The sequence below is a fragment of the Aeromicrobium sp. 50.2.37 genome (assembly GCF_024655735.1).
Taxonomy (GTDB): domain Bacteria; phylum Actinomycetota; class Actinomycetes; order Propionibacteriales; family Nocardioidaceae; genus Aeromicrobium.
Genome location: NZ_JANLGG010000021.1, coordinates 13,677 through 32,280 on the forward strand (window position 1 = coordinate 13,677; position 18,604 = coordinate 32,280).

Consider the following 18,604-nt stretch of genomic DNA (forward strand, 5'->3'; position numbering starts at 1 on the left):
GGTGAGACGCGGTCCGCTGGTCCTCGGTGCGGCGGTCGTGGTCACGACCGCCGTCGCCGGGCTGCTCGTCGTGCGCGACGACGGGGCCGACGTGCCGCCGGACGCGTCCTCGGTGCGCTGCGCCGTCGGCGACGTCGATGCGCTCGACCTGTCCGACCCGGACCAGGGCGAGCCGTCCTGGTCCGAGGAGTTCGACGGAGCGGGGCAGGGGACCGCAGGTCTGGACCCACGACGCTGGACGGTGCGCGACGCGACCACCCTGTCGTTCGACCAGGCCAGGATCCGGGCCGACAACGTGTCCGTCGCCGACGGCACGCTGCGGATCACCGCACGTGACGACGCCGCCGGCGACCCGAGTGGCCTGCGACCGGTCACGACCGGCTACGTCGACACCATCGGCCACTTCTCGCAGCAGTACGGCCGCTGGGAGGTGCGCGCCCGGCTGCCCGTGGCCCCCGGGGAGTCCCGCGGCCTCTGGCCGGCGTTCTGGCTGAGGGCCGACGACCTGCCGGGCGAGATCGACGTGGTGGAGGCGTGGGGGACGCCGGCGGCGCGCCCGCGTGAGGACATGGCGTCGCAGTACGCCTGGACCGTGCACGAGGACACCGAGGCCCCGGAGGGCTACCGACGCGTGGGGGGCTGGGGCTCGGCCGACGGGCCGCTGGCCGACGACTTCCACGTCTTCGCCGTCGACTGGGTGCCCGGCTGCCTGCGCTTCTCCCTCGACGGTCGCACGACCGGTCACGTCGACCTGAGCCGGGAGCCGCGCCTGGCCGCCGCGCTCGACGACGAGCTGAACATCCGGCTCAACCTCCAGGTCGGCGGGCGGTACTGGGGGCGCCTCGACCCGGAGCGGCCCGGGTCCACCCGGCTCCCCGCCACGCTCGAGGTCGACCACGTCCGGGTCTACCGACCGCGCACCTGAGCCGTCCCGGGGCCCCGCGCGGGCGATCGTGACGAGCGCCACCAGAACCGGTGTCCCATCCGGCGTCACGGAGCGCACCCTCGTTGCTCCTTCTGGGTGAGTGTCACATCCAGGGGATCGGAGAAATGGTGACCATCGACCGGAAGACCTATGACGTGGGGTACGCCAGCGGCGTGTTCGACATGTTCCACGTGGGCCACCTCAACCTGCTGCGCCGTGCGCGGCACCGCTGCCACCACCTCGTCGTGGGCGTCGCCAGCGACGAGTACGTCGAGCTGCTGAAGGGTCGGCCCCCGGTCGTCCCGTGCGACGAGCGCATCGACATCATCTCGGCCCTCGGGATCGTCGACGAGGTCGTCATCGACCGCTCCGAGGACAAGAAGATGGTCTGGGACCAGCGTCCGTTCGACGTCATCTTCAAGGGCGACGACTGGCAGGGGACCCCGAAGGGCTACCGCCTCGAGCGGTCGATGGGTGCGATCGGCGTCGACGTCGTCTACTACCCGTACACCCGCCAGACCTCCAGCACGATCCTGCGCGCCCACCTCACCGGCGCCGAGCTCGAGGGTCAGCTGTGAGCGTGCCGACCGTCCACGCCTCGCGGGTCGACCGACGCACGACCGACGACGCCGTCGAGGACGACACGGTCGGGTACGCCCCGGCCGTCACGGTGGTCGTGCCCACGCACGACCGACCGCAGCTGATGGCCGAGGCCGTCCGCAGCGTGCTCAACCAGGAGTACGCAGGTCCCCTCGAGGTCGTCGTCGTCTTCGACGCCTGCGACCCCGTGCTCCCCGCCGTGGTCACCGGCCCGACGCAGACGCTGCGCGCCGTCGTGAACGAGCGCACCCGAGGCCTGGCCGGTGCCCGCAACAGCGGCATCCTCGCCGCCTCCCACGACTTCGTCGCGTTCCTCGACGACGACGACACCTGGCTGGCCGGCAAGCTCGCGGCGCAGATGCCCCTCTTCCGTGACCACCCCGACGTCCGCCTCGTGGCCACGGCCATGCAGGTCGACGACGGGGAGCGGCTCACCGACCGTCTCGTCCCGAGCGACGTGGTCTCCCACGCCGAGCTCGTGCGTGAGCGGTTCGGCGGCCTGCACTCGAGCAGCTTCGTGTTCCGCCGCGAGGCGCTGGTCCACGAGATCGGCATGATCGACGAGGACCTGCCCCGCGGCTACGCCGAGGACACCGACGTCCTGCTCGGCGCCTCGCGGCTCGCGCCGGTCCGCCTGGTCAACGAGCCCCTCGTGCGTGTTCGTTGGCAGGGCCAGTCCTACTTCTTCGGGCGCTGGGCCGACTACGCGGCGGCGCTCACCTACCTCCTGGCCAAGCACCCGGAGTTCGCCGACGACGACGCCGCGCACTCGCGCATGCTCTCGCAGATCGCGTTCGGCGAGGTCTCGTCGGGCCAGCGCGCGGCCGGTCGGCGACACGCCCGTCGCGCCATCGCCCTGCGCCGCACCAACCTCCGCGCCTGGCTCGCGCTCGTCATCGGCCTGCGCCTGGCGACCACCGGCGCCGTCGTGACCGTCGCCCGACGCTTCGGAAAGGGGATCTGACATGCGCATCCTCATCGCCTGCTCCTCCGGCGGGCACCTCGCCCAGGCCCTCGCGCTCGAGCCCTGGTGGGGCCAGCACGAGCGGCTCTGGGTGACCGGTCCCACCGAGGACGCCCGCCTCAAGCTGCGTGACGAGCGGGTCATCGAGTGCGCCTGGCCCACGCAGCGCAACCTGCCCAACCTGGCTCGCAACATGATGCTGGCGCGACGTGTCATCGACGAGTGGCGTCCTGACGTCGTCTTCAGCACCGGGGCGGCCGTCGCCGTCCCCTTCCTGCGCCAGGCGCGTCGCGTCGGGGCGCGGTCGATCTTCCTCGAGACGATCGACCGCATCGACAAGCCGTCGCTGACCGGCCGGCTCGTGTACCCCTTCGTCGACGAGTACCTGACCCAGTGGGACCAGCTGAGCGAGAAGCTCCCGCGCGCCCAGACCGTGGGGCTCGTGCTGTGACGAACGACCTCACCCTCGTGGCGAGCGTCGGGACGTACCACCACCCGTTCGACCGCTTCGTCGACTGGCTGGAGCCCTGGACGGGCGAGCACGGCGCCGAGGTCGTGTTCCAGCACGGGTCCACGAGGCCGATCGAGGGCGCGACCAACCGGACGATGATGGCGCCGGACGAGCTGCTCGAGCACTACCGGCGTGCCGACGTCGTGGTGCTGCAGGGTGGTGCCGGCGGCGTGATGGACGCTCGTCGTGCAGGCCGGATCCCGATCGTCGTGCCCCGCGTCCCCGTGGGCCACGAGGTGGTCGACGACCACCAGGTGGTGCTGGCGCGCCGCCTGGCCGAGATGGGCCTGGTCCACGTCGCCGAGACGCGCGAGCAGCTCCATGCGCTGCTCGACGGTGCGGCCGACGGGACCGTCGCCACCCGCAGTGGCGAGGTCGAGCCCACGCCCGGCGTCGTCGAGGCCGTCCGCCTGCTCGGAGAGCTGCCCGAGGCCCGCCGCGACGACGAGGGTCGAACCCGGCTGGGCCTGCCGCGCAGCAACCGGCTGCCGGCCGGCGAGGAGTTCCTCGCCGCACGTGAGCAGCGGGGACGGCGCGGTCCGTTCCGCGTCCTCGCCGACGCGGTCCGCCAGGGCCTGCTGGGCTACGTGCTCACCTTCGCGGTCACGCTGATGCTGAGCAGCCGGCTCGCCGTGGGCCCCGTGTCGGGGCGGGTCGTGGTCGTCAGCGTCCTGGTGTGGCTCGTCTACAGCTGGCTCGCCCAGGCGGCCTACGAGCGCGCCACGTCGCTCAAGCCGGCGGTGCGCTTCCTGTCGTTCGTCGGCACCATGCTCGTGGCCGCGCTCCTGCTCGGTGCGAACAACACCGTGGGCCTGCGCAGTGCCCTGCTCGTCGCGCTGCTCGCCGTGGCCACCTTCGTCGGCTACGGCGCGGTGCACCGGGTCGCCCGCCGACGCACCCCCACGGTGCTCGTGGGCGAGGAGCGCACGGTCCGTCGGCTCACCCAGCGCTGGAGCGACCGCAGCGACGTCGCCGTGGTCTCGTCCTGCGTGTGGCGCGGCCAGGCCGAGTCGGTCCCGCTCGGCTCGCCCGGCTCGCTCTCGCGCATCGTGCCCGACGTGCTGGCGGCGGTGGCCCGGTCCCGCGCGCGGTCGGTCGTCATCGCCTCCGACCACGCCCTCACCACCCCGTCGCTGCGCCACCTCGCGTGGGCGCTGCAGCGCGCCGACGTCGAGTGCCTGGTGCTGGCCGACATGGAGGACCACGTCGAGTACATGCGTCCGCAGATCGTGGCCGACCAGCTCGCCCTCACGATGCGCCCGCCCAACGAGCACCTCGTCTCGGTCGCGGCGAAGACGGTCTTCGACCGTGTCGTCGCGCTCGGCGGGCTCCTGGTCCTGTCGCCCGTGCTGCTCGCGATCGCCGTGGCCGTGAAGGGGTCCTCGCCGGGGCCGGTCATCTTCCGCCAGGAGCGCACCGGCCGCGACGGCAAGCCGTTCACCATGCTCAAGTTCCGCACGATGGTCGTCGACGCCGAGGAGAGGCTGGCCGACCTCGTCGTGCGCAACGAGGGGGCCGGGCCGCTGTTCAAGCTGGACGACGATCCCCGGGTCACCTCGGTGGGTCGGCTGCTGCGTCGCACCTCGCTCGACGAGCTTCCCCAGCTGGTGAACGTGCTGCTGGGACACATGTCGCTGGTGGGACCGCGTCCGGCCCTGCCGCGCGAGACGGCGCAGTACAGCCAGTGGGTGTGGCGACGTCTGCACGTCCGCCCCGGGCTCACCGGTCTGTGGCAGGTCAGCGGCCGCTCACAGCTCAGCTGGGAGGAGTCGATCCGGCTCGACCTGCAGTACGTGAACACCTGGAGCCTGCGGCTCGACGCCACGATCCTGCTCCGCACGGTCCGTGCCGTGGTGGCACGTGACGGCGCTCTCTGAACGCGCACCGGACTGTCACTCGCTGTTACTGTGACGCATCCCCGCACCCGCACCACGAGGAGTAGCCGGACCGCATGAGTGACATCGCCTACAAGCTGAAGGTCCTGCGTCAGATCGGCCTGCTGAAGCCTCAGCTGCCGCACCGGCTGCTCAAGGCGGGCGTCAAGCTCGCCACCTGGGGCCCGGGCTTCCCGGCGGCGGTCGCGGCGGCCGCGGCGCGCTACCCGAACCAGACCGCGATCGTCGACGACGCCGGCGAGATCACCTGGTCCGAGCTCAGCGACGAGATCAACCGCACCACCGCCGCCCTGAAGGAGCGCGGCGTCCAGGTGGGCGACGCGGTCGCCCTCATGGGGCGCAACCACCGCTGGATGGTCGTCTCGATGGTCTCGATCATGCAGATCGGCGCCAAGGTCCTCCTGCTGAACACGATGGCCAGCGCCTCACAGCTCGGTGAGCTGACCCGGCGCGAGGACACCAAGTTCGCGATCGTCGACCAGGAGTTCCTCGAGGTCACCTCCGAGATCGACCGCGACATGGTGGTCGTGGCGTGGTCCGACGACGACAGCCACGGCCTGCCGACGTTGTCGCAGATCGCCCAGGGCCAGCCCGGCAAGGCGCACAAGAAGCCCGAGAAGCCCGGTGGCATCGTCATCTTCACGTCCGGCACGACGGGGCTGCCCAAGGGCGCGAACCGCAAGGAGCCGGAGAACCTCGACCCGCTGCTCACGTTCTTCGGCTCGATCCCGTACGGCGGCAACTCGACCGTCGTGCTGGCCGCTCCGCTGTTCCACTCGTGGGGACTGCTCAACTTCGGCTTCGGCCTGTCGACCGTGCCCACGTACGTGCTGCGTCGCAAGTTCGACGCCGAGCAGGTGCTGCGCGACATCGAGGAGCGCCGCGCAGAGGTGCTCGTCGTGGTGCCGCTCATGATCCAGCGCCTGGTGAACCTCGACCGGGAGAAGGCCGACCGGCACGACGTGTCGAGCCTGCGCATCACCGCGTCGAGCGGCTCGGCGCTCGCCGGCGAGCTGGCCACCGACTTCATGGACCGCTTCACCGACTCGGTCTACAACTTCTACGGGGCCACCGAGACCGGCTGGGTGTCCGTCGCCTCGCCCGAGGACCTGCGTGCCGCGCCGGGCACGGCGGGCCGCGTCCCCTGGCGGACCGTCGTCAAGGTGCTCGACACCGACGGCAACGAGCTGCCGCCGGGCGAGACCGGCGTCATCTACGTGGGCAACGAGATGCAGTTCGGCGGGTACACCGACGGCAACACCAAGGACTTCCGCGACGGTCTCATGCACACCGGTGACCTCGGCTACTTCGACGAGGGCGGCCGGTTGTTCGTGGCCGGTCGCGACGACGACATGGTCATCTCCGGCGGCGAGAACGTGTTCCCGCGCGAGCTCGAGGACGCCCTCATCGGTCACCCCGCGATCACCGACGTGGTCGTGGTCGGCATCCCCGACGACGACTGGGGCCACTGCCTGGCCGCCTACGTGGTGGTCAAGGACGGCGAGTCGCTCGACGAGGACGAGGTCGTGGCGTACGCCAAGGAGCGGGTGGCGCGGTTCGCCGTGCCGCGCCGCCTCCAGTTCCTCGACGAGCTGCCGCGCAACCCCACCGGCAAGGTGATGAAGCGCGAGCTCCCCGAGTTCGACTGAGCCCGAGGGCGCTCCGTCGGAGGGCCCCGTGCGTCACGACCTGCGCGGTGTGGTGCATGTGGGACGCTTGCGCCGTGGACCTCACGTACGCGCCGAAGCCGGACGGCCGTCCTGACCCCGGCGAGGTCGTGTGGACGTGGGTCGCGTACGAGGACGACCCCGCGCAGGGCAAGGACCGTCCGGTGCTGGTGATCGGGCGTGAGGGCGAACGGCTGGTGGGCCTCATGCTCACGTCGAAGGACCACGACCGCGACGCCGCGCAGGAGGCCCGCGAGGGCCGCTTCTGGTTCGACCTCGGGTCCGGCGGGTGGGACTCGCGCGGACGCCCCAGCGAGGTGCGGCTCGACCGGCTGCTGGACCTCGACCCCACGGCGGTGCGCCGGGAGGGCGCCGTGCTCGACGAGGCGCGCTACGACGCGGTGCTCGCGGCCGCACGGGGGCACCTGCTCGACCTCGGCCGGCCCGACCCCGGCCAGCGCCCCGCATGAAGGTCATCGACGCGATCGACCGGTTCCAGCGCCGGCACCCGGTCCTGGCGTTCCCGCTGGCGGTCATCTACAAGTACTTCGACGACCAGGGCCCCTACCTCGCGGCGATCGTCAGCTACTACGCCTTCATCGCGGTGTTCCCGCTGCTGCTGATCTCCTCCTCCATCCTCGGCTTCGTGCTGCAGGGGGACCCCCAGCTGCGCGACCGGCTGCTCGACACGGCGCTGAGCCAGTTCCCCATCGTGGGTGACCAGCTCGCCAGCGAGCAGGGGCTGCAGGGCAGCACGTCGGCCATCGTCGTCGGTTCGATCGTCGCGACCTACGGTGCGATGGGACTGGGCCAGGCGGCGCAGAACGCGGCGAACATCGCCTGGTCGGTGCCGCGCAACAGCCGCGCGAACCCGTTCCTGATGCGGCTGCGCAGCCTGATCTTCCTGGCCATCGCCGGCCTCGGCATCCTCGCGCTCGCGATCGCGACGTCGGTGCTCGCGAACCCGGACGCGTTCGGCGGCACCGTCGGGCCGGCGACCGGGCCGTTGGTCCGCGGCGTCGGCTTCGTGCTCACGGCGGCCATCTTCGTGGGCCTGTTCCGGCTGGTGAGCGCTGGACGTGCCTCCACCCGGTCGGTGCTGCCCGGGGCGCTCCTCGCCACCGTGGGCTGGCAGGTGCTGCAGCTGGCGGGCAACACGTACGTCACGAACGTGATCAACCGGGCCAGCCGGACCGTCGACCCGACGTTCGCGCTGGTGCTCGGCCTGGTGGCCTTCATCTTCGTCGCCGCCGTCATGACCGTGCTCGGCCTGGAGCTCAACGTCGTCCTGCGGCGACGTCTGTACCCGCGGGCGCTGCTGACGCCGTTCACCGACAACGTCGACCTCACCGATGCGGACAAGCGGGCCTACACCGCCTACGCGAAGGCCCAGCGGCACAAGGGCTTCGAGGTCATCGAGGCCCGGTTCGACAAGCCCGACGACGAGCCCGACGACGAGCCCGACGACGAGCCCGACGACGAGCCCGACGACGAGCCCCTCGACGAGCCCGCCGACGAGGACGACGAGTCCGACGGGGCGGTGCCACCGTCGACGCCACCCGAGCCCGCCTCGGCTCGCCCCGGCACCGCCTAGGCTGGACGCAGAGAGCTCCACCCCCCCCTGACAGAAGGACACGCGCATGCCCACGGGCAAGGTCAAGTGGTACGACACCGAGAAGGGCTTCGGCTTCATCAGCAGCGACGAGGGCGGCGACGTCTACGTCCACTCCGACGCACTGCCGTCCGGCGTCCCGGCGCTGAAGTCCGGCACGCGCGTCGAGTTCGGCGTGGCGCAGGGGCGTCGCGGTGACCAGGCGCTGCAGGTGCGGGTGCTCGAGGGCGCGGCTCCGGTCTCGCGCACGCAGGCGCGGGCCCGGCGCAAGAAGCCCGAGGAGATGGTGACGATCGTCGAGGACCTCATCCGTCTGCTCGACGACCTCGGCGAGGGCTACCGCCACGGCCGGCACCCTGACTCGCGTTCCGCGAAGCCGGTGGCCCAGCTGCTGCGCGCCCTGGCCACCGAGCTCGACGCCTGAGAAGGCCTCGCGCCCGAGGCTGCGCACGTCGGCCCATCCCGCCCCGCGAGGGGGAGGGGTGGGCCGTCGTCGTCCCGGCCGAGGCGGTCGGGCCGGTTCGGTCAGGTCACGGCGGTCGAGCGCGGGGGAGCAGGGCGTACACTGGTAGTTGAAGCATCTACTACCTGGAGCGACCATGACCACCAGCACCCCCTCGACGTCGGGCCCGGGCGTCGCCTACTCCGTGGCCGACCTCGAGTCGCGCCTGCGGCCCAGCGAGCGGATGCCGGTGCTCTTCGTGGGTCACGGCAACCCCATGCACGCGATCCGTGAGAGCGACTACACGCGCACGTGGGAGCACGAGGGTCGACAGCTGCCGCAGGCCCAGGCGATCGTCGTGGTCAGCGCTCACTGGCTCACGCCCGGTCGCACCCACATCACCGACGCACCGCGCAACCGCGTCATCTACGACTTCGGTGGCTTCCCCGACGAGCTCTACCGGGTGCGCTACGACTCCGTGGGCGACCACGCCGTCGCGCAGGTGCTGGCCCACCAGCTGGTCGAGTACGAGGCCGCCCTCGACGCGCAGTGGGGCCTGGACCACGGGACCTGGTCGATCCTGAAGTACCTGGCTCCCGAGCCGCAGGTGCCGGTGCTGCAGATCAGCATCGACGACACGCTGCCGCTGCCCCGGCTCCACGACCTCTACGCCCGGCTGCGCCGGCTCCGGCACCAGGGCGTGCTGTTCATCGGCAGCGGCAACATCGTGCACGCCCTCGGCCGGGCCCGGTGGGAGCCCGGAGCGGAGGCCTGGGACTGGGCCGAGCAGTTCGACGCCGACACGGCCCAGGCGCTCGTGGAACGTCGGGTCGACGCCCTGCTCGACCCGTACGGGACGTGGCGCGAGGCCCGCCTGGCCGTGCCCACGGACGACCACTACCGCCCGATGGTCGCCTCGCTCAGCCTGCTCGAGGACGACGAGGAGATCCGGTTCTTCAACACCACGGTCGACATGGGCTCGATCGGCATGCGCAGCTTCGTGACCGTCTGAGCGGTCCGGCGGCGCGACCTCCTCAGGGGTGGGGTGGCGCGGCCGGGCCGACCGGTCCACGGGACTGCACTGCCCGCGTGAGCACGAAGGCGCCCCAGGCGACGACGATGCCGGCGGTGACGAACATGGCCAGCGCCACGTCGGTGTCGAGGGTGAACAGCCCGATCCCGATGAGCCCGCCGATCACCCACGACAGCTGGAGCAGGGTCTCGGACCGGGCGAACATGCTCGTGCGGACCTCCTCGCGGATGTCGCGCTGGATCAGGGCGTCGAGGCTCAGCTTGCCCAGGGACTGGCACAGGCCGACGGTCAGGCCGAGCAGCGCCGCGACCGGCCAGCGGAAGAACGCCGCAGCCACCACGAGCACCGTGATGTCGACGAGCAGCACGGCGAGCACGACGCGGTGCGGGCTGCGCGAGCGGGTCCAGGACCCGATGACGACCCCGAGCGTGTTGCCGGCGCCGGCGGCACCGATGACGAGGCCCATCAGCACGGTGGCGTTGCCGGTCCAGCCGAGCGACGCCGGCGGCTCGCGCAGGGTGAACGCCATGAAGATGGTCAGGAAGCCGGTGATGAGCCGCAGCCCCGCGTTGCTGCGCAGCGCGTCGACCACGTGCCGGGAGACGGCGATCCCGCCTCGCGGCGTGCGGCCGCTGAGGTCGGCGAGGTCGACCTGCTCCTCGCCCTCGCTGGAGTCGACCCGGGCCGGCAGCAGGATGGCCAGGACCGTGCCGATCACGAAGAGGACGAACGCGTACCGCAGCGACCACTCGGCCCCGATGGTCGCGGCACCGATCGCGATGGGGGCCGACAGTGCGGCGGCGGCGGTGCCCGTCAGCGAGATCCGCGAGTTCGCCTTCACCAGGGTGAACTCCTCGGGCAGGAGCCGCGGCACGGCCGACGCCCGGGTCACGCCGTAGGCCTTCGAGGCCACCAGGCAGCCCAGTGCCGCGAGGTAGAACGCCGCGGACTCGTCGGCGACGGCACTGGCGAGCACCCAGCAGCAGAACCCGCGGATCGCGAGGGTGCTGCCGATGGCCCACCGACGGCCCCGACGGAAGCGGTCCAGGAACGGGCCGATGAGGGGCGCCACGAACGCGAACGGCAGCATCGTGAGCACCAGGAACAGCGCCACCTGGCCGCTCGCCTGCTCGGTCGGGACGGTGAAGAAGAGGGTGCCGGCGAGGGAGACGGCGATGGCCGCGTCGCCGGCGGTGTTGAACGCGTGCAGCTCGAGCAGCCGTGAGAGGCCCGACTCGCCCGCGCCACCGGCGTGCGTGAAGCGGCGCGCTCCGGAGTAGGCGCCCACGCCGCCACGCGCGACGGTGCGACCGGTGCGGCGCAGGCCGTGGGAGATCCGGGCCGCGCGCGGCAGCCGACCGGGCGGGTCGGGCTCGCCGGTGGGGCCGGGACCAGGGTCGGGGCCGGCGTCGAGGTCGTCGAGGGTGTCGGGTCCCGTGGGTCCGTGCGGGTGCGCACCCGGCCAGTCGGGACCGGGAGCGCGGTCTCCACCGTCGCTCGTCTGGGCCATGGAGTCATCCTGCCCCACGCGGCGGGGCTCGACCGCCCGAGGCTCGCCGTCGAGCCGGGCCCGTCCCGGGTGGGTGCCCGCAGGTGGGGTCGATGAGGGACAATCGGGGGCATGACGACCGACGCCGTTCTGGCCGCCGCCCACGACGTGGCTCGCACCGCGCTGCTCGAGGCCACCGACGAGTCCACGGTGGGAGACCACCTGCGGGTCGTCGACGACGGCGAGCGCCTCGCGACCCACCTGTTCGCCTGCACCGGACCGGGATACCGCGGCTGGACGTGGGCCGTCAGCCTCTCGGCGGCGATCGACGACGGTGCGGTCAGCGTGAACGACGTGGTGCTGCTGCCCGGTGACGACGCCGTGGTGGCGCCGGCCTGGACGCCCTACCGCGACCGCATCCAGCCCGGCGACCTGAGCCCCGGCGACCTGCTGCCCCCCGAGGAGGACGACGCACGGCTCGTGCCGTCGTGGTCCGCCGGCGACCACCTCGAGACCGTCGACCGCGCGTTCGCGCGCGAGGTCGGCCTGGGACGCCCCTGGGTCCTGTCGCTCGAGGGCCGCGACCTCGCGGCGCAGCGCTGGCACGACGGCGACCAGGGCCCCGACACGCCGCTCGCCCAGCAGGCGCCCGGCACGTGCCACTCCTGCGGCTTCCTGGTGAGCCTGGCCGGACCGCTCGCGGACCGCTTCGGCGTGTGCGCCAACGGGTCGGCGAACGACGACGGCCGCGTCGTGTCCTTCGAGCATGGCTGCGGGGCGCACTCCGGTGCCAAGCTGAGTCGTTCGGCCGGCCCGCAGAAGCTCCCGCCGCCGGTGTGGGACACCATTGCGGTCGACGGCCTCGAGACCAGCTGACCCGGCTCCGTCCTGCACGGGCCACGGGCCCGGTGCGCTACTCCGAGCGTCGGCGGCCCGGCTGGTGGCGCAGGGCGTTGCGGCGCAGCCGGCAGTACTCGATGCCGATGAGCCCCAGGCCGAACCCGGCCAGGGCGGTCCACAGCCACCAGGTGCGGCCGTCGTCCTGCAGGGTGCCGAGGAACGGGACCAGCGCGACCGCGACGACGCCCCAGAGGATGGTGCCGACGGTCATGGTGCGCACGCCGTCGAGGTCCATGGGCTCGACCTGGGCGACCTTGTGGGTGGTGCGGCCGATCTCGAGCTCGGTGACCTCGGGGCGGCCGAGCTCGTGACGACGGGCCGAACGCTCCAGCCGGGCACGCTCACGGTGTCCGAGCTTGCGCTCGATCGTCTCGGGTCCGTCGCCGTCGCGGACCGCCCACTCCGACTCGTCGCTCACAGCGCCCAGGGTACCCGGCCCGTCGGGCGGGCTGGTCGACCGTGGCGCCCCTGGGCCCGGGTCGACCCTCGACGGGCTCCAGGGGCGTGACGCTGGGAGGATGGAGCCGATGAACCCTCGTCGCCGCCGGCTCCTGTTCCCGGCCCTCCTGGTCGCCCTGATCGTGGTGGCCGCCGTCGTGTCGTTCACCCGCGACGCCGACGCGGCCGTGGGGGCCGACGGCGAGGACAGCCCGGTCGACTCGCGGGTGGTCAGCACGGTCACCGACTCCCGCATCGCCGAGTCGAGCGGCCTGGCGGTCAGCACGGTGCACGACGACCTCGCCTACACGATCAACGACTCCGGCAACGCCGACGTCGTCTTCGCGGTGCGTGTCTCGACCGGGGAGGTCGTGGGCACCACCACGGTCACCGGCACGGCCTGGCAGGACACCGAGGCGCTCATGCTCCACGACGGCCGGCTGTGGGTGGCCGACGTGGGCGACAACCTCGCGCAGCGCCAGGACGCCGCCCTCTACGCGATCGACGAGCCCGGTCCGGACGACGGCTCGGCCCGTTCCACGCGGTACCCGGTCGGCTACGCCGACGGTCCGGCCGACGTGGAGTCGCTCGCCGTGGACGCCGACGGTCGCTTCCTCCTGGTCACCAAGGAGCTCCTGGCCGGTCGCATCCTGCGCCTGCCGGCCGAGCTGTCGACCGAGGAGACCAACGTGCCCGAGCCGGTGGGGGAGCCCACCCTGCTCATGGCCACCGACGCCTCGACCAGCCCCGACGGACGCTTCGTGGTGGTGCGGAACTACATCGCGGCAGCGGTGCTCGACGCACGCGACCTGAGCCTGGTCCGCAGCGAGGCCCTGCCGGAGCAGCCGCAGGGCGAGACGGTGGCGTTCGAGCCCTCGGGCGGCTCCTACCTGATCGGCAGCGAGGGATCGCCCTGGGAGCTGGTGCGGGTCGGGTTCTCGGCCGACGAGGCGGGGCAGGCCGCACCCAGCGCCACCCCCACGCCGTCGTCCTCCCCGTCGGCCACCGCCGCGGACCAGCCCGGCGAGCTCGGCCGGCCGTGGTTCGTCGTGGTCTCCGGTGGGCTCGCTGTGCTGCTCCTGGCGCTCGTCGGCGTCTGGATCACCCGCAAGGACGACGACTGACCCGACCGCCGACGCCACCGGCCGGCGCCGACCCGTCCTGAAACCCGATCGACCCAGGCACGACATCAACGTCCCCGGCCGGTCTGGCATGCTGCGGTGCCATGACGACCGTTCTCGAGCGCCACTTCAAGATCACCGACCGCGGTTCCAGCGTGGCGAGGGAGGTCCGCGGTGGCGTGGTGACCTTCCTGACGATGGCCTACATCATCGTCCTGAACCCGATCATCCTCGCCGGCGTCCCCGACGCCGACGGCTCGTTCCTCGGGGGCGGCTCCGAGCCGGGATCGGGCTTCACCACGATCGCCGCCTGCACCGCGCTGGTGGCGGGCGTGCTCAGCATCCTCATGGGCGCCGTGGCGAACTTCCCGCTCGCGATCGCGACCGGCCTCGGCCTCAACGCCTTCGTGGCGTACTCGGTGGCCTCGCAGATGACGTGGGCCGACGCGATGGGGCTCGTGGTGCTGGAGGGCCTCATCATCCTGGTGCTCGTGCTCACGGGCTTCCGGAAGGCCGTGTTCGACGCGGTGCCCGCTCAGCTGAAGACCGCGATCGCGGTCGGCATCGGTCTGTTCATCACGCTCATCGGCCTGGTCGACGCCGGCTTCGTCCGCACCACGGGCAACGCGGCCCCGCCGATCGGTCTCGGCATCGGTGGTGAGCTGTCCGGCTGGCCCGTGCTCGTCTTCTGCATCGGCCTGCTGCTCATGATCTCCCTGCACGCGCGCGGCGTCCCCGGGGCGATCCTCATCGGCATCGCCACCACGACCGTGCTCGCCGGCATCGTGCAGGCGATCACCGACACCCCCGGCAGCAACGGCGACCCGACGTCGAAGGGCTGGAACCTCAACGTCCCGTCGTGGCCCGACTCGTTCTTCGCCACGCCCGACTTCGGCCTGCTCGGCCAGTTCTCGCTGTTCGGCTCCTTCGAGCGCGTCGGCGTCGTGGCGGCCTCGCTGCTGGTCTTCACGCTCCTGCTGGCCGACTTCTTCGACACGATGGGCACGATGACAGCCATCGGCGCCGAGGCCGGGCTCAACGACGAGAACGGCTCGCCCGAGGGCGCGCAGCGCATCCTCGTCGTCGACTCCCTCGCCGCCGCAGCCGGTGGCGCCGCGGGCGTCTCGTCGAACACCTCCTACATCGAGTCGGCGTCCGGCGTCGGCGACGGCGCACGCACCGGTCTGGCGAGCATCGTGACCGGCGTGCTGTTCCTGCTGGCCACGTTCTTCGCCCCGCTCGTCCAGCACATCCCCAACGAGGCGGCCGTCCCGGCGCTGGTGCTCGTGGGCTTCCTGATGATGACCCAGGTGACGGGCATCGTCTGGGACGACCCGGACATCGCGATCCCGGCGTTCCTGACGATCGTGCTCATGCCGTTCACGTACTCGATCACCGCCGGCATCGGCGCGGGGTTCATCGCCTACGTGCTGCTCAAGGTCACCCGCGGCAAGATCGCCGAGGTCCACGCGCTGATGTGGGTCGTGTCGGTGCTGTTCGTCGTCTACTTCGCCATCGACCCCATCACGCGCTGGCTGACGTGATCTCGTCGCGGCAGGGGCTCGGTAGGGTGTCGGCATGAAGATCTCACTCGGCGCCCGGACCCCAAGCGTGCCCGACGACGCCTGGGTCGCGCCCAGCGCGACCCTCGTCGGCGACGTCACCCTCGGAGAAGGGGCCAGCATCTGGTACGGGGCGGTTCTGCGTGGCGACAACGAGCCGATCGTCATCGGAGCCCGGTCCAACGTGCAGGACAACTGCTCCTTTCACGTCGACACCGGCCTGCCTGTCACGGTCGGCGAGGGTGTGTCGGTGGGTCACAACGCGGTCGTCCACGGAGCCACGATCGAGGACGACGTGCTGGTCGGCATGGGCGCGGTCATCATGAATGGAGCCGTCATCGGCCGGAACTCGCTCGTCGCCGCCGGGGCCCTGGTCACCGAGGGCACCGTCGTCCCGCCCCGCTCGCTCGTCGCAGGCGTCCCGGCCAAGGTCCGTCGGGAGCTGTCCGACGAAGAGGTCGAGTCGGTGCGCAGCAACGGCCGCACCTACCTGCGGCTGCGTGAGCTGCACCGTGGGGCCGAGGTCGAGGACTGATCTCCGGGCCGCCCGGTCAAACGTCGGCGGTGGTCTCGCGGTAGCGGCGGATGAGCTCGGTCTTGGCCAGCTTCCCGGTCGGTGTCCGGGGGAGCGCCTCGACGAAGTCGACCCGCCGCGGGATCTTGTAGCGCGAGAGCCGTCCGGCCAGGGCGCTCAGGAGTCGTCGCTCCAGCTCGGGTCCAGGCTCGTGGCCGGGAGCGGGTTTGACGACCGCCACCACCACCTCCCCCAGGTCGGGGTCCGGGGAGCCGACCACCGCGACGTCGTCGACGGCCTCGTGGAGCGTCAGCTCGTTCTCGACCTCCTGGGGGAAGATGTTGACGCCGCCGGAGATGATCATGAAGGACTGGCGGTCGGTGAGGTACAGGTAGCCCTCCTCATCGACGTACCCGATGTCGCCGGGCGACGTCCACGTCGGGTGGGCGGGGTGCTGAGCGGCGCGGGTCGAGGCCTCGTCGCGGTGGTAGACGAAGGGCAGCTCGTCGCGTGCGAAGAAGACCTTGCCGGTGCGGCCCGGCTCCGAGAGCACCTCGCCCGAGACGGGGTCGCAGATCTGGACCTCCCCCAGGTGCGCTCGTCCCACGGAGCCGGGATGAGCCAACCACTCCTCGCAGGAGATGATGGTGATCCCCGCCGACTCCTGCGAGGCGTAGTACTCGTGGAGCACCGGGCCCCACCACTCGATCATCGCTCGCTTGACCTCGACCGAGCAAGGCGCCGAGGCGTGGATCGCCCATCGCAACGAGCTCACGTCATGGCGTCGACGCACGGACTCGTCGAGCTTGAGCATCCTGACGAACATCGTCGGCACCCACTGGCTGTGGGTGCATCGGTACGTGTCGATGGCGGCGAGGGCGGCCTCGGGGTCGAACCTCTCAAGGACGACGACGGTGCCACCCAGGGCCTGCACGAGCATCGCATAGCGCAGCGGCCCGCCGTGGTAGAGCGGCGCGGGGGAGAGGTAGACCGCGTCCTCGTCGAAGGCGAAGCGCGCACCGAACGTCTCGACGAGGGCGTCGCCCCGCTCGTGGACCAGACGCTCCGGCAACGGCGGCCGGATCCCCTTCGGGGTGCCACCGGTCGTGCCGGAGGAGTACAGCATGTCCTGGCCGCGGGGCTGCTCCACCATCGGCTCGGCGGACGTGGCGGCCAGCTCCTCGTCGTAGTCCCGGCACCCGGCGACCGGACCGCCGAAGGCGAGCGCGACCTCCACCGACGGGAGGTCGGGGAGCACCGCTGTTGCGAGATCGGCCTGTTCGGCGGACACGATGATCGCTCGGGGGGCGCAGTTCAGCAGGACGGCGACGGCCTCGCGCGAGGCGAGGTGGGTGTTGAGCGGCGTGAAGTACAGCCCGCTGCGGATCGCGGCCCAGTATGTGATGAAGAACTGCGGCTCGTTGCCGCAGATCGTCGCGAGCCCGTCGCCGGGGCGGAGCCCCTGGTCGTGCAGGTGGCGGGCGAGCCGGGCGGACTCCCGCTCGAGCTCGAGGTACGTCATGACGACGCCGCTGCCCGCCAGGATGACGGCAGGATGGTCGGGTCGTGCGGCGCTGTGCGTTCCGGGATACATCGTGCTCCTACCGCTGGGTGGTGGGACGGGGGGTCTTCACCACGCCGAGGAGGCCTGACAGGACCTGGAGTGCGGTGGGTCGGTCCGCTGCCTCCTGCACGAGCGGTCGGACGTGCCGGAGGAGTCGTGGCAGCCCGAAGGTGGTGACGGCCACGACCGTGCCGTGCTCCGACGCCACGATCACCGTCCCGCCGCCCGGGACCCTCAGGACGTCGGTGTCGGTGGCTTCGAGCGGGTCGCCGACGACCTGGACCTTGGTGCCGGCCTGGTCGCTCCAGACGTACCGGACGCCCGGTTCGGGGATCGCGTGGTCGCTCGTCGGATCGGTGCGGGCGGCGATGACGGCGCCGACGATGCCGGCCTGCTCGACCGCCTGCGTCCAGTGACCGCCGGGGGTGTGGATCGCCGATCCGGCGGCGCGCCAGGCGCTGACGTCGCCGACGGCGTAGAGCGTGGACTGCCCGATCACGCGTCCGTCGCTGTCGCACAGGAGGGGTCCGCCGTGCTGCGGCAGGCTGCTCGTCGGGAGCGCACCGTCGAGCCAGCCGGTCGCGGGTTGCGCGCCGACCGCCACGAGCACGGTGCCGGCGTCGACCCGGCTGCCGTTGTCCAGGACCAGACCGACGGTCGCCTCGTCCTCGAGGTCCCAGGCGACGACCCGGCGATGGTCCAGGAGTCGGACCCCGCGCGCGCGGTGCAGCTCGGCGAGGTGGGCCGCTCCCGCCTCGCCCAGCGCGCGCTCGAAGGGCGCGCCGGCCTCGACGAGCGTCACCACCAGCCCGAGGTCTCGAGCCACGGTGGCGACCTCGCCGCCGATCAGACCCGCTCCCACGATGGCGAGGCTGCCTCGGCCGCGCAGGGCGCTGCGCAGGACGGCAGAGTCCTCGATGGTCCGCAGCACGCCCACTCGGGCGTCGAGCGGCTGGCCCGGTAGCCGGCGGGGGTGAGCACCGGTCGCCAGGACGACGAAGTCCGTCGGTACGAGCTCGCCGTCGAGGTCCACCTCGTCGGGAGTGCTCAGGCGGACCGACTCGACGACTCGATGCTCGATCCCGGCCGTGGCGAGCGCGCCCTCCTCGACGAGCTGCAGCGCATCGGGCCGCCACGTGCCGCCGAGCATCTGCTTGCTGAGGGCCGGTCGGTCGTAGGGGGCGTGCTGCTCGATTCCGACGAGCAGGACGTCGCCGGTGTACCCGGCGCGGCGTAGGGCCTGGGCCGTCCGCGTGCCTGCCAGACCCGCTCCGATGACTACGACGCGCTGGTGCACGACCGCCTCCTGGGATGAGATGCCTGTGACGTGAAGCACGCTCGACAGTAGAGCCGAACGCACGATCGGT

Annotated in this window: 18 protein-coding genes; 14 read left to right on the forward strand and 4 right to left on the reverse strand. The window is 72.0% G+C overall.

Going from position 1 to position 18,604, the window contains the following annotated elements:
• Position 1 precedes the first annotated feature (1 nt).
• The 10 genes from NUV38_RS12140 to NUV38_RS12185 all read left to right on the forward strand — a co-directional run bounded on the left by NUV38_RS12140 (position 2) and on the right by NUV38_RS12185 (position 9,628).
• Positions 2-925: a glycoside hydrolase family 16 protein gene (locus NUV38_RS12140; protein WP_257729364.1), complete on the forward strand. Its 924-nt coding sequence runs from the start codon at positions 2-4 to the stop codon at positions 923-925.
• Between the two features lie 125 nt (positions 926-1,050).
• A complete protein-coding gene (locus NUV38_RS12145) occupies positions 1,051-1,503 on the forward strand; it encodes an adenylyltransferase/cytidyltransferase family protein (protein ID WP_257729365.1) in 453 nt (150 codons plus the stop codon).
• Positions 1,500-2,489, forward strand: a complete 990-nt coding sequence (locus NUV38_RS12150) for a glycosyltransferase family 2 protein (protein ID WP_257729366.1) — start codon at positions 1,500-1,502, stop codon at positions 2,487-2,489. Before NUV38_RS12145 ends, NUV38_RS12150 begins: the two co-directional genes overlap by 4 nt.
• A gap of 1 nt (position 2,490) precedes the next feature.
• Positions 2,491-2,940 (forward strand): UDP-N-acetylglucosamine--LPS N-acetylglucosamine transferase, encoded by a 450-nt coding sequence (locus tag NUV38_RS12155; RefSeq protein ID WP_257729367.1) that lies wholly within the window; start codon positions 2,491-2,493, stop codon positions 2,938-2,940.
• Positions 2,937-4,877 (forward strand): exopolysaccharide biosynthesis polyprenyl glycosylphosphotransferase, encoded by a 1,941-nt coding sequence (locus NUV38_RS12160; RefSeq protein ID WP_257729368.1) that lies wholly within the window; start codon positions 2,937-2,939, stop codon positions 4,875-4,877. The genes NUV38_RS12155 and NUV38_RS12160 overlap by 4 nt, the downstream gene beginning before the upstream one ends.
• Before the next feature lie 74 nt (positions 4,878-4,951).
• Entirely contained in the window at positions 4,952-6,544 is a 1,593-nt protein-coding gene (locus NUV38_RS12165; protein ID WP_257729369.1) for an AMP-binding protein, read from the forward strand.
• 74 nt (positions 6,545-6,618) lie between these two features.
• The gene (locus tag NUV38_RS12170; RefSeq protein WP_257729370.1) at positions 6,619-7,032 is read left to right on the forward strand and encodes a type II toxin-antitoxin system PemK/MazF family toxin; all 414 of its coding nucleotides are present in this window, start codon (positions 6,619-6,621) and stop codon (positions 7,030-7,032) included.
• Positions 7,029-8,156 carry a YihY/virulence factor BrkB family protein gene (locus NUV38_RS12175; protein ID WP_257729371.1) on the forward strand — a complete coding sequence of 376 codons (1,128 nt, stop codon included), beginning with the start codon at positions 7,029-7,031 and terminating at the stop codon, positions 8,154-8,156. Before NUV38_RS12170 ends, NUV38_RS12175 begins: the two co-directional genes overlap by 4 nt.
• Before the next feature lie 46 nt (positions 8,157-8,202).
• Positions 8,203-8,598, forward strand: a complete 396-nt coding sequence (locus NUV38_RS12180) for a cold-shock protein (RefSeq protein ID WP_257729372.1) — start codon at positions 8,203-8,205, stop codon at positions 8,596-8,598.
• A 175-nt stretch (positions 8,599-8,773) separates the two neighbouring features.
• Positions 8,774-9,628 carry a dioxygenase gene (locus tag NUV38_RS12185; protein WP_257729373.1) on the forward strand — a complete coding sequence of 285 codons (855 nt, stop codon included), beginning with the start codon at positions 8,774-8,776 and terminating at the stop codon, positions 9,626-9,628.
• Between the two features lie 22 nt (positions 9,629-9,650).
• On the opposite strand, the gene NUV38_RS12190 is transcribed toward NUV38_RS12185, so the two are convergent.
• Positions 9,651-11,159 carry an MFS transporter gene (locus tag NUV38_RS12190; RefSeq protein WP_257729374.1) on the reverse strand — a complete coding sequence of 503 codons (1,509 nt, stop codon included), beginning with the start codon at positions 11,157-11,159 and terminating at the stop codon, positions 9,651-9,653.
• Between the two features lie 111 nt (positions 11,160-11,270).
• Between NUV38_RS12190 and NUV38_RS12195 the strand changes: the two genes are divergently transcribed.
• Positions 11,271-12,014 (forward strand): DUF3027 domain-containing protein, encoded by a 744-nt coding sequence (locus NUV38_RS12195; protein ID WP_257729375.1) that lies wholly within the window; start codon positions 11,271-11,273, stop codon positions 12,012-12,014.
• A gap of 37 nt (positions 12,015-12,051) precedes the next feature.
• On the opposite strand, the gene NUV38_RS12200 is transcribed toward NUV38_RS12195, so the two are convergent.
• A complete protein-coding gene (locus NUV38_RS12200) occupies positions 12,052-12,456 on the reverse strand; it encodes a DUF2530 domain-containing protein (protein ID WP_257729376.1) in 405 nt (134 codons plus the stop codon).
• A 109-nt stretch (positions 12,457-12,565) separates the two neighbouring features.
• On the opposite strand from NUV38_RS12200, the gene NUV38_RS12205 reads away from it, so the two are divergent.
• From NUV38_RS12205 to NUV38_RS12215, 3 genes are all read left to right on the forward strand, one after another.
• Entirely contained in the window at positions 12,566-13,600 is a 1,035-nt protein-coding gene (locus tag NUV38_RS12205; RefSeq protein ID WP_257729377.1) for a hypothetical protein, read from the forward strand.
• A 101-nt stretch (positions 13,601-13,701) separates the two neighbouring features.
• Positions 13,702-15,141, forward strand: a complete 1,440-nt coding sequence (locus tag NUV38_RS12210; RefSeq protein WP_257729378.1) for an NCS2 family permease — start codon at positions 13,702-13,704, stop codon at positions 15,139-15,141.
• A 34-nt stretch (positions 15,142-15,175) separates the two neighbouring features.
• The gene (locus tag NUV38_RS12215) at positions 15,176-15,694 is read left to right on the forward strand and encodes a gamma carbonic anhydrase family protein (protein WP_257729379.1); all 519 of its coding nucleotides are present in this window, start codon (positions 15,176-15,178) and stop codon (positions 15,692-15,694) included.
• 16 nt (positions 15,695-15,710) lie between these two features.
• Here NUV38_RS12215 and NUV38_RS12220 read toward each other — a convergent pair whose 3' ends face one another.
• Both NUV38_RS12220 and NUV38_RS12225 read right to left on the reverse strand, forming a co-directional pair.
• Entirely contained in the window at positions 15,711-17,267 is a 1,557-nt protein-coding gene (locus NUV38_RS12220) for an AMP-binding protein (protein ID WP_257729380.1), read from the reverse strand.
• A 7-nt stretch (positions 17,268-17,274) separates the two neighbouring features.
• Positions 17,275-18,534, reverse strand: a complete 1,260-nt coding sequence (locus NUV38_RS12225; RefSeq protein WP_257729381.1) for an NAD(P)/FAD-dependent oxidoreductase — start codon at positions 18,532-18,534, stop codon at positions 17,275-17,277.
• Between the last annotated feature and the right edge of the window lie 70 nt (positions 18,535-18,604).

Coding starts and splice junctions, on each gene's coding strand:
- NUV38_RS12155 (WP_257729367.1), top strand. CDS start 2,491: ATGCGCATCCTCATCGCCTGCTCCTCCGGCGGGCACCTCGCCCAGGCC.
- NUV38_RS12215 (WP_257729379.1), top strand. CDS start 15,176: ATGAAGATCTCACTCGGCGCCCGGACCCCAAGCGTGCCCGACGACGCC.
- NUV38_RS12195 (WP_257729375.1), top strand. CDS start 11,271: ATGACGACCGACGCCGTTCTGGCCGCCGCCCACGACGTGGCTCGCACC.
- NUV38_RS12180 (WP_257729372.1), top strand. CDS start 8,203: ATGCCCACGGGCAAGGTCAAGTGGTACGACACCGAGAAGGGCTTCGGC.
- NUV38_RS12205 (WP_257729377.1), top strand. CDS start 12,566: ATGAACCCTCGTCGCCGCCGGCTCCTGTTCCCGGCCCTCCTGGTCGCC.
- NUV38_RS12220 (WP_257729380.1), bottom strand. CDS start 17,267: ATGTATCCCGGAACGCACAGCGCCGCACGACCCGACCATCCTGCCGTC.
- NUV38_RS12190 (WP_257729374.1), bottom strand. CDS start 11,159: ATGGCCCAGACGAGCGACGGTGGAGACCGCGCTCCCGGTCCCGACTGG.
- NUV38_RS12185 (WP_257729373.1), top strand. CDS start 8,774: ATGACCACCAGCACCCCCTCGACGTCGGGCCCGGGCGTCGCCTACTCC.
- NUV38_RS12175 (WP_257729371.1), top strand. CDS start 7,029: ATGAAGGTCATCGACGCGATCGACCGGTTCCAGCGCCGGCACCCGGTC.
- NUV38_RS12165 (WP_257729369.1), top strand. CDS start 4,952: ATGAGTGACATCGCCTACAAGCTGAAGGTCCTGCGTCAGATCGGCCTG.
- NUV38_RS12145 (WP_257729365.1), top strand. CDS start 1,051: ATGGTGACCATCGACCGGAAGACCTATGACGTGGGGTACGCCAGCGGC.
- NUV38_RS12210 (WP_257729378.1), top strand. CDS start 13,702: ATGACGACCGTTCTCGAGCGCCACTTCAAGATCACCGACCGCGGTTCC.